At 59.6% G+C, this 6877-nt stretch carries 7 protein-coding genes; all 7 read right to left on the bottom strand.

The features are described 5' to 3' along the window. Window positions 1–187: 187 nt before the first annotated feature. On the bottom strand, window positions 188–811 hold the full coding sequence (locus J3351_RS09675; RefSeq protein WP_207697621.1) for a 5-bromo-4-chloroindolyl phosphate hydrolysis family protein: 624 nt from the start codon (window positions 809–811) through the stop codon (window positions 188–190). A 185-nt stretch (window positions 812–996) separates the two neighbouring features. Beyond that, window positions 997–1485, bottom strand: coding sequence for a DNA-deoxyinosine glycosylase (locus J3351_RS09670; protein ID WP_207697620.1), 489 nt, complete (start codon window positions 1483–1485; stop codon window positions 997–999). Next, window positions 1482–2372 (bottom strand): Cof-type HAD-IIB family hydrolase, encoded by an 891-nt coding sequence (locus J3351_RS09665; protein WP_207697619.1) that lies wholly within the window; start codon window positions 2370–2372, stop codon window positions 1482–1484. Before J3351_RS09665 ends, J3351_RS09670 begins: the two co-directional genes overlap by 4 nt. A 245-nt stretch (window positions 2373–2617) precedes the next feature. Continuing rightward, window positions 2618–3505, bottom strand: coding sequence for a putative manganese transporter (locus tag J3351_RS09660; protein ID WP_097773501.1), 888 nt, complete (start codon window positions 3503–3505; stop codon window positions 2618–2620). Window positions 3506–3750: 245 nt separating this feature from the next. Further along, the gene (leuB, locus tag J3351_RS09655; RefSeq protein WP_207697618.1) at window positions 3751–4824 is read right to left on the bottom strand and encodes a 3-isopropylmalate dehydrogenase; all 1074 of its coding nucleotides are present in this window, start codon (window positions 4822–4824) and stop codon (window positions 3751–3753) included. 170 nt (window positions 4825–4994) lie between these two features. Further along, window positions 4995–5480 carry a 3-isopropylmalate dehydratase small subunit gene (gene leuD, locus J3351_RS09650; RefSeq protein ID WP_005931549.1) on the bottom strand — a complete coding sequence of 162 codons (486 nt, stop codon included), beginning with the start codon at window positions 5478–5480 and terminating at the stop codon, window positions 4995–4997. Window positions 5481–5499: 19 nt separating this feature from the next. After that, window positions 5500–6759 carry a 3-isopropylmalate dehydratase large subunit gene (leuC, locus tag J3351_RS09645; RefSeq protein ID WP_005931551.1) on the bottom strand — a complete coding sequence of 420 codons (1260 nt, stop codon included), beginning with the start codon at window positions 6757–6759 and terminating at the stop codon, window positions 5500–5502. Window positions 6760–6877: the final 118 nt, after the last annotated feature.

Genomic DNA, 6877 nt, shown 5'->3' with positions numbered 1-6877 from the left:
AGGGTGGGCACTGCAGGAGCATCGAGATCGAAGTTCAGAGTGTTGTTGTCAGCCATTGTTGATTCCATCCTTTCCAATTACGACAGCGCCTGCCGCCTATCGGCGTGCGCTATTTTCTAACCGGTTTGCCAAGGGCTCCCCCTTCGGGGGAGCTGGCAAAGCCGTCAGGCTTTGACTGAGAGGGTTGTTACAATCCCTGCCCTTTCAGCATATTCTGCAAAACGGTCAGGTCTGCCGAGAGGTCCATGCTCTCGGCAGCATACAGGGCATCCAGCTGATTTTCAAATGCCGTGGCAATGGAGGCTGCGTTGCGCTCCACCTCCGCGCGGATGGAGGCGGCATTCTCGCCCCGCACCCCCTGCTTTGCCAGCTTGGCGTACTGCTGCAGCACGTTCACGGCATCGGGCAGATAGTAATTGGCGAACCGCCGCACCTGCTTTGCCTTGGCGGGGGTGGCTTCCACCGTTTCCACAATGGAGCGGCCTGCCTTTTCCATCCGGGCCATGGCGGCGGAGAGCTGCGGGTCCGGCAGGGCTTCGTTCAGGGCATGGAGGGTGTCCAGCTGCTGCTGCATCTCGGTCAGCATGGCATCCACATCGCCCACACCGGTATGGAAGGGCACTTCCGTCTCCACCACCCGGGGCGGGCAGATCTTTTTGGCCCCGGCAAAGGCCAGCACAGCCGCGCCCAGCGCCGCCAGCAGTGCCCACAGCCGATAGACCGGAAGCACAGCGCACAGCACCACAAATGCCAGCGCCGCCGCGTAGTACGGCAGGACACTGGGCTTCCGGGTGCGAATGATCTTGCTCATGGGTTCCTCCTTTTCCGGGAGCTGCGCCCCCTGTATCTTCCATAATAAATCCTTTTCCAGCGGGGCGCAAGCGTTTCACGAATTATTTACAGGTTTGAAATCGAAATGTCAAACCTCTCAGGCGCTTGCGCGCCAGCTCCCCTCATAGGGGAGCCCCTGGCATATCGGGTAAGTCCGCGCGGCATTCAAGGCAGAATCCAGTTCGACAATTCTTTCTGCCAGATCTCCCGTAATTTTTCCGGCCTGCAGGCGGCATTGGCGGGGCTGGTGCTGGGCAGCCTGACCGCCAGGATGCCGCTGACCGGCTCGAGATACTTTGTATAGATCTTATATGCCGTAGCCCCGTTGCAAAAAACAGCCTCAATGGGCGCTTTTGCCAGCAGACCGGCAATATCATTGGGCACCACATCCCGGATGGACGCATCCGACGCGCCGGTGATGGTACAGCTTTCCAGCGTATCCCACAGGGCCAGCCCGTGGCGCAGGATGATCTGCTTTTTTGCTTCGATATCCTCCCGGGCGGGCACAGGTTCCCCGGTCAGGGCCGCCAGCATGGGCCAGAAGCGGTTTTGCGGGTGGCCGTAGTAGAAGGACATTTCCCGGCTCTTGGGGCTGGGCCAGGTGCCCAGGATCAGCGCCCGGCTGTGCTCGTTGTAGACCGGTGCAAAGCTCACTGCTTTTCCTCCGCGGCTTCCATCTGGCCCCAGGGGGAGCCAAGTTCATGGCCCGAGGGCTCCGCACGGGGGCCGTTGAACCACAGCTCCTCAATGAGGGCGGCAAGGCCGTCCTCCCGCACATCCCCGACGATGCGGTCTGCGGCTTCCTTGGCATCGTCCGAGCCGTTGGCCATACAGCAGCCCAGTCCTGCCGCCTTCAGCATTCCCACATCATTGGCGGAATCGCCCGCCGAAACAGCATCGGCCAGCGTCAGACCCACGGTTTCACACAGGTCAGCCAGACCCGCCCCCTTATCAATGCCCTCCCGGACGATATCATAGCAGTGCCAGCTGCCCTCCCGCACAGCACCCACCATCATAAAACGGAGGTTCAGGTGGCCGTACTTCCGGTTGAACGCCTCCAGCGCCTCATCGGGCAGGCAGGCAAAGGCGGCATGGGGCATATCGATGAGATGGCGGTCCTGATCCTCGCCGTCCTTGCAGGTCAGGCCGCTGCCGCTCAGCTGGGCGTAGAAATCCCGGAGGCTCTCGTATTCGCAGTAGGCATAGTATCCATCCCGGAAATTGAACTGCAGAGGGTAGTTGTAATCCTCGCAGAAATCCACCAGTGCGTACATTTCCTCATTGGTCATCGGGTGCTCGGCGATGATCGCGCCGTCCCTGTCCACCACGCAGGCTCCGTTGTTGGTGATGGCGTAGTCGAACCGGATGCCGCCCAGCTGCTGCTTGTTGATCACGCAGTAGCCGCGGCCGGTGCTCAGCACAAATTTGCCTCCTGCGGCCTGCATCTTTTTCACGGCCTTGACCACCGCCGGGCGGGGGCAGGGCTCACCAAAGGGAACAAGGGTATTGTCGAAATCGCTTGCCAGAAGTTTATATTGCATAGTTGCTCCTATTTCAGCATCCTCACCCTCTCAGGCCGCTTCGCGTCCAGCTCTCCCAAAGGGAGAGCTTTTGACATAATCGGAAACTTCCCAAAGACTGTCAAGACCTCCCACTTTGGGGGAGGTGGCATCGCGCAAGCGATGACGGAGAGGGTGAGCCATTTTATCGTTTTGATACTGTCTAGTATAACACAAAACGCCGCTCCGGGATATCCCGAAACGGCGTTTTGACTGAATATTTTACTTTAACCGAAAATGGCTACCACGATCTGGATCCCAACACCCACAGCCGCACCGGCAGCCCAGGTCAGGCCGGTGATAAAGAGGTTCTGCTTCCAGGAGGGGTTTGCCCGCCAGAGAACGGCCAGGCCCACGCCCGCGCCGGTGCACAGACCTGCCACCAGACTGGAAAAGCGGAGGGCTCCCTCCACATAGAGCTGGGTCAGCAGGACGCTGGCGGCACAGTTGGGGATCAGCCCCACCAGTGCGGCCACCACCGGCTGGAAGAAGCCCATCCGGCCCAGAGCATCGGCAAAGACATCCTCGCCCACGCCCTCCACAATGAGGCCGAACACCAGACTGAACACAAAGATGAACACGAAGATCTCCAGCGTGTGGCGAAGAGCAGCTTTCCAGATGGGGGCGGGCTTGCCCTCCTCATCGCTGTGCTCCTCGTGGCAGTCGATCTCATCGGCGCTGCCGGTATAGCCGCCCCGCAGGCTCCTGGGCAGAACGCCCCGCAGGACAAAATCCAGCACCAGGCCCACCGCAATGGCGTAGAGCACCTTGATGACCATGAGCAGCACCAGCTTATCCCAGTAGGCAGGCATGGAGACCAGCAGCGGAACCGCTTCATCACTGGTGGCGAGGAACACGGCCATCAGCGTGCCCAGGCTGATGACCCGGGACGCATAGAAATTGGACGCAATGGCAGAGAAACCGCACTGTGGCACACAGCCCAGCAGTGCCGCCGGAACAGAGCCCCAGCGCCCACCCCCCGCCAGGATGGCTTCGATGCGCTCGCCGTGGCGGTTCTCCACATATTCAATGAACAGATAGGCCAAAAACAGGAAGGGCAGCATCTTGGCGGTGTCCACCAGAGATTCGCCCAGAACATCCAGAAACAATTCCATTTGATACTCCAAAAACAACTGTAATGTGCTTTATCGCAGTAAATTGCAATCAATTTGCATTTTCGTGCAAGGGAGATTATACACGCTTCGGATGCAAATTGCAAGAGGAATTTGCAAAAAGTTTGCATTTTTGTTTTTGGGAGAACGAAAATGCCCTCTCAGTCAAGGCCGCAGGCCTTGCCAGCTCCCCCTTCGGGAGAGGTGGCAGCGCGTTCACGCTGACAGAGAGGGCGATTCATTTCAGATCAGATCTCGGCCAGGATCGCATCGCCCATGGCGGTGCAGCCCAGGCAGGTGCAGCCTTCGCTCATGTTGTCTGCCGTGCGCAGGCCCTTGTCCAGCACCTTGTTCACAGCATTCTCAATGGCATCGGCTTCCTCAGTCATGCCAAAGGAGTAGCGCAGCATCATGGCGGCAGAGAGGATGCAGGCGGTGGGGTTGACGATATCCCTGCCCGCAATGTCGGGTGCCGAGCCGTGGATAGGCTCGTACAGGCCCCGGGTGCCATCGCCCAGAGAGGAGGACGGGATCATGCCGATGGAGCCGGTGATCATGGAAGCCTCATCGGAGAGGATATCGCCGAACATATTCTCGGTGACGATGACATCGAACTGCGCGGGGTTCTTTACGATCTGCATGGCGCAGTTGTCCACAAACATCTCGCTGTACTCCACGTCCGGGTACTCGGCCTGCAGGCGGTGCATCACACTGCGCCACAGGCGGCTGGTATCCAGCACGTTGGCCTTATCCACACAGCAGAGCTTTTTGCGGCGTTTCTGGGCGGTCTCAAAGCCGATGCGGCCGATGCGCTCGATCTCGTGCTCAGAGTAGGGCATGGAATCGATGGCCTGCTTTTCGCCGCTGGCGAGGGTGTGGGTCTCGTGCTTGCCGAAATACACGCCGCCGATCAGCTCCCGCACGATGATGAAGTCAATGCCCTGTGCCACGATCTCAGGCTTCAGGGGGCTGGCCGGGGCCAGCTGGGGCCAGATCTTGGCGGGGCGGTTGTTGGAGTACAGGCCCATGCCCGCGCGCAGGCGCAGCAGGCCCTTTTCCGGGCGCTGCTCACCGGGCAGGCCCTCCCACTTGGGGCCGCCCACGGCACCCAGCAGGACACTGTCGGCAGCAAGGCACTTGTCCAGCTCATGCTGGGGCAGCGGGTCGCCGTACTTGTCAATGGCTTCGCCGCCCATGGCGGCATCGGTATAGTGGAAGGTGTGGCCGTACTTTTCAGCCACCTTATCAAGCACCCGGATGGTCTGTTTCACGATCTCGGGGCTGGAGCAGTCGCCCCAGATGACAGCAATGTTTTTTTCCATAGTTCTAAATTCTCCTCAACAGCTTCTTACCCAAACCCCTCAGTCGCTTGCGCGACAGCTCCCCTAGTATGGGGAGCCCTTGGCATAAAGGGGAACTCGCAGAGCTTTCCGCAACGCCAGAGCCGCCCCTACTAGGGGCGGTGGCAATGCGTCAGCATTGACGGTGGGGTTTATTTCTTGGTCAGCGACTTCATCAAGCCACCGTCGGCAATGATCTTCTGGATAAACGGCGGGAAGGGTTCCGCCTGGAAGGTCTTGCCGGTGGTCTCATCGGTGATGAGGCCGGTAGTAAAATCCACGCTGACGGTATCCCCTGCGCTGATGGCATCCACAGCCTCGGGGCACTCCATGATGGGCAGACCGATGTTGATGCTGTTGCGGTAGAAGATACGGGCAAAGCTCTTGGCAATGACCACCGAGATGCCCGCGGCCTTGATGGCCACGGGGGCGTGCTCACGGGAGGAGCCGCAGCCGAAGTTCCAGCCGCCCACCATGACATCGCCGTCCCTGACGTTCCGGACAAAGTCCTTGTCGATGTCCTCCATGCAGTGGCTGGCCAGCTCCTTGGGGTCCTGGGTGTTCAGGTGGCGGGCCGGAATGATGACATCGGTATCCACGTTATCCGGGTATTTGAAAACAGAACCTTTTGCGTTCATCGTTGTTTCTCCTTTTCGATCAGACCGTGCGGGGGTCGGTGATATAGCCGGTCAGGGCGCTGGCAGCGGCAGTGGCCGGGCTTGCCAGATAGACTTCACTCTTGACATGGCCCATGCGGCCCACAAAGTTGCGGTTGGTGGTGGAGACACAGCGCTCCCCCTCGGCCAGGATGCCCATGTAGCCGCCCAGGCAGGGGCCGCAGGTGGGGGTGGACACGATGCAGCCCGCATCAATAAAGGCTTCGGTCCAGCCGCGCAGGATGCACTCCTTATAAACCGCCATGGTGGCCGGAATGATGATGCCCCGCACGCCCTTGGCAATGTGCTTGCCCTTGAGGATGTTGTAAGCGGCCTCCATATCCTCCAGACGGCCATTGGTGCAGCTGCCGATGACTACCTGATCGATCCGGATATCCTTTCCCTCGCTGGCGGGGTGGGTGTTCTCCGGCAGATGAGGGTAGCTGACCGTGGGCTCCAGCTTGTCCAGGTCGATCTCGATGGTCTTTTCGTATTCGGCATCCGGGTCAGCCTCGTAGTAGACCGGGGTGCGCTGGCTGCGGCCGTTCAGATACGCTCTGGTGACCTCGTCCACAGGGAAGATGCCGTTCTTGGCACCGGCCTCAATGGCCATGTTGCAGACGCAGAGGCGATCCTCCATGGTCAGGGAAGCCACGCCCGGGCCGGTGAATTCCATGGACTTGTACAGTGCGCCGTCCACACCGATCATGCCGATGATGTGCAGGATCAGATCCTTGCCGGATACGCGGGGGCTGAACTTGCCCTTGAGCACAAACTTGATGGCAGAGGGTACCTTGAACCATGCCATGCCGGTGGCCATACCGGCGGCCATATCGGTGGAGCCCACACCGGTGGAGAATGCGCCCAGTGCACCGTAGGTGCAGGTGTGGCTGTCGGCACCGATGATGCAGTCACCGGCGGTCACGATGCCTTTTTCGGGCAGGAGGGCGTGCTCAACACCCATCTGACCCACATCGTAGAAGTTGAGGATATCATATTTGTTGGCAAACTCGCGGCACTGCTTGGACTGGGTTGCGCTCTTGATGTCCTTATTGGGGACGAAGTGATCCAGCACGATGGCAATGTGCTCCTTGTCGAACACGCCGTCAAAGCCTGCCTTCTCAAACTCGTTGATGGCGACCGGGGTGGTGATATCGTTGCCCAGCACGATATCGAGCTTGGCATTGATGAGCTGGCCTGCCTTGACCTCCGGCAAACCCGCATGTGCGGCCAGAATTTTCTGCGTCAGAGTCATTCCCATGGTGATACTCTCCTTTTATCTTCTATAACTCCCCCAGTCGCTTACGCGACAGCCCCCTCTAGGAGGGGGCCTCTTTGCCTTTCCGTTACGCAACAGGCTCCCTCTTAGAGGGAGCTGT

It is taken from the genome of Faecalibacterium sp. Marseille-Q0746, from assembly GCF_017377595.1.
GTDB lineage: Bacteria > Bacillota > Clostridia > Oscillospirales > Ruminococcaceae > Faecalibacterium > Faecalibacterium duncaniae.
Note: the sequence above shows the minus strand (reverse complement) of the source record. Positions and strands in the feature narration are given on the sequence as shown.

Excerpts from the sequence above, each read along its gene's own strand:
- J3351_RS09675 (WP_207697621.1), bottom strand. The coding sequence starts at position 811 with ATGAGCAAGATCATTCGCACCCGGAAGCCCAGTGTCCTGCCGTACTAC.
- J3351_RS09665 (WP_207697619.1), bottom strand. The coding sequence starts at position 2,372 with ATGCAATATAAACTTCTGGCAAGCGATTTCGACAATACCCTTGTTCCC.
- J3351_RS09660 (WP_097773501.1), bottom strand. The coding sequence starts at position 3,505 with ATGGAATTGTTTCTGGATGTTCTGGGCGAATCTCTGGTGGACACCGCC.
- leuB (WP_207697618.1), bottom strand. The coding sequence starts at position 4,824 with ATGGAAAAAAACATTGCTGTCATCTGGGGCGACTGCTCCAGCCCCGAG.
- leuD (WP_005931549.1), bottom strand. The coding sequence starts at position 5,480 with ATGAACGCAAAAGGTTCTGTTTTCAAATACCCGGATAACGTGGATACC.
- leuC (WP_005931551.1), bottom strand. The coding sequence starts at position 6,759 with ATGGGAATGACTCTGACGCAGAAAATTCTGGCCGCACATGCGGGTTTG.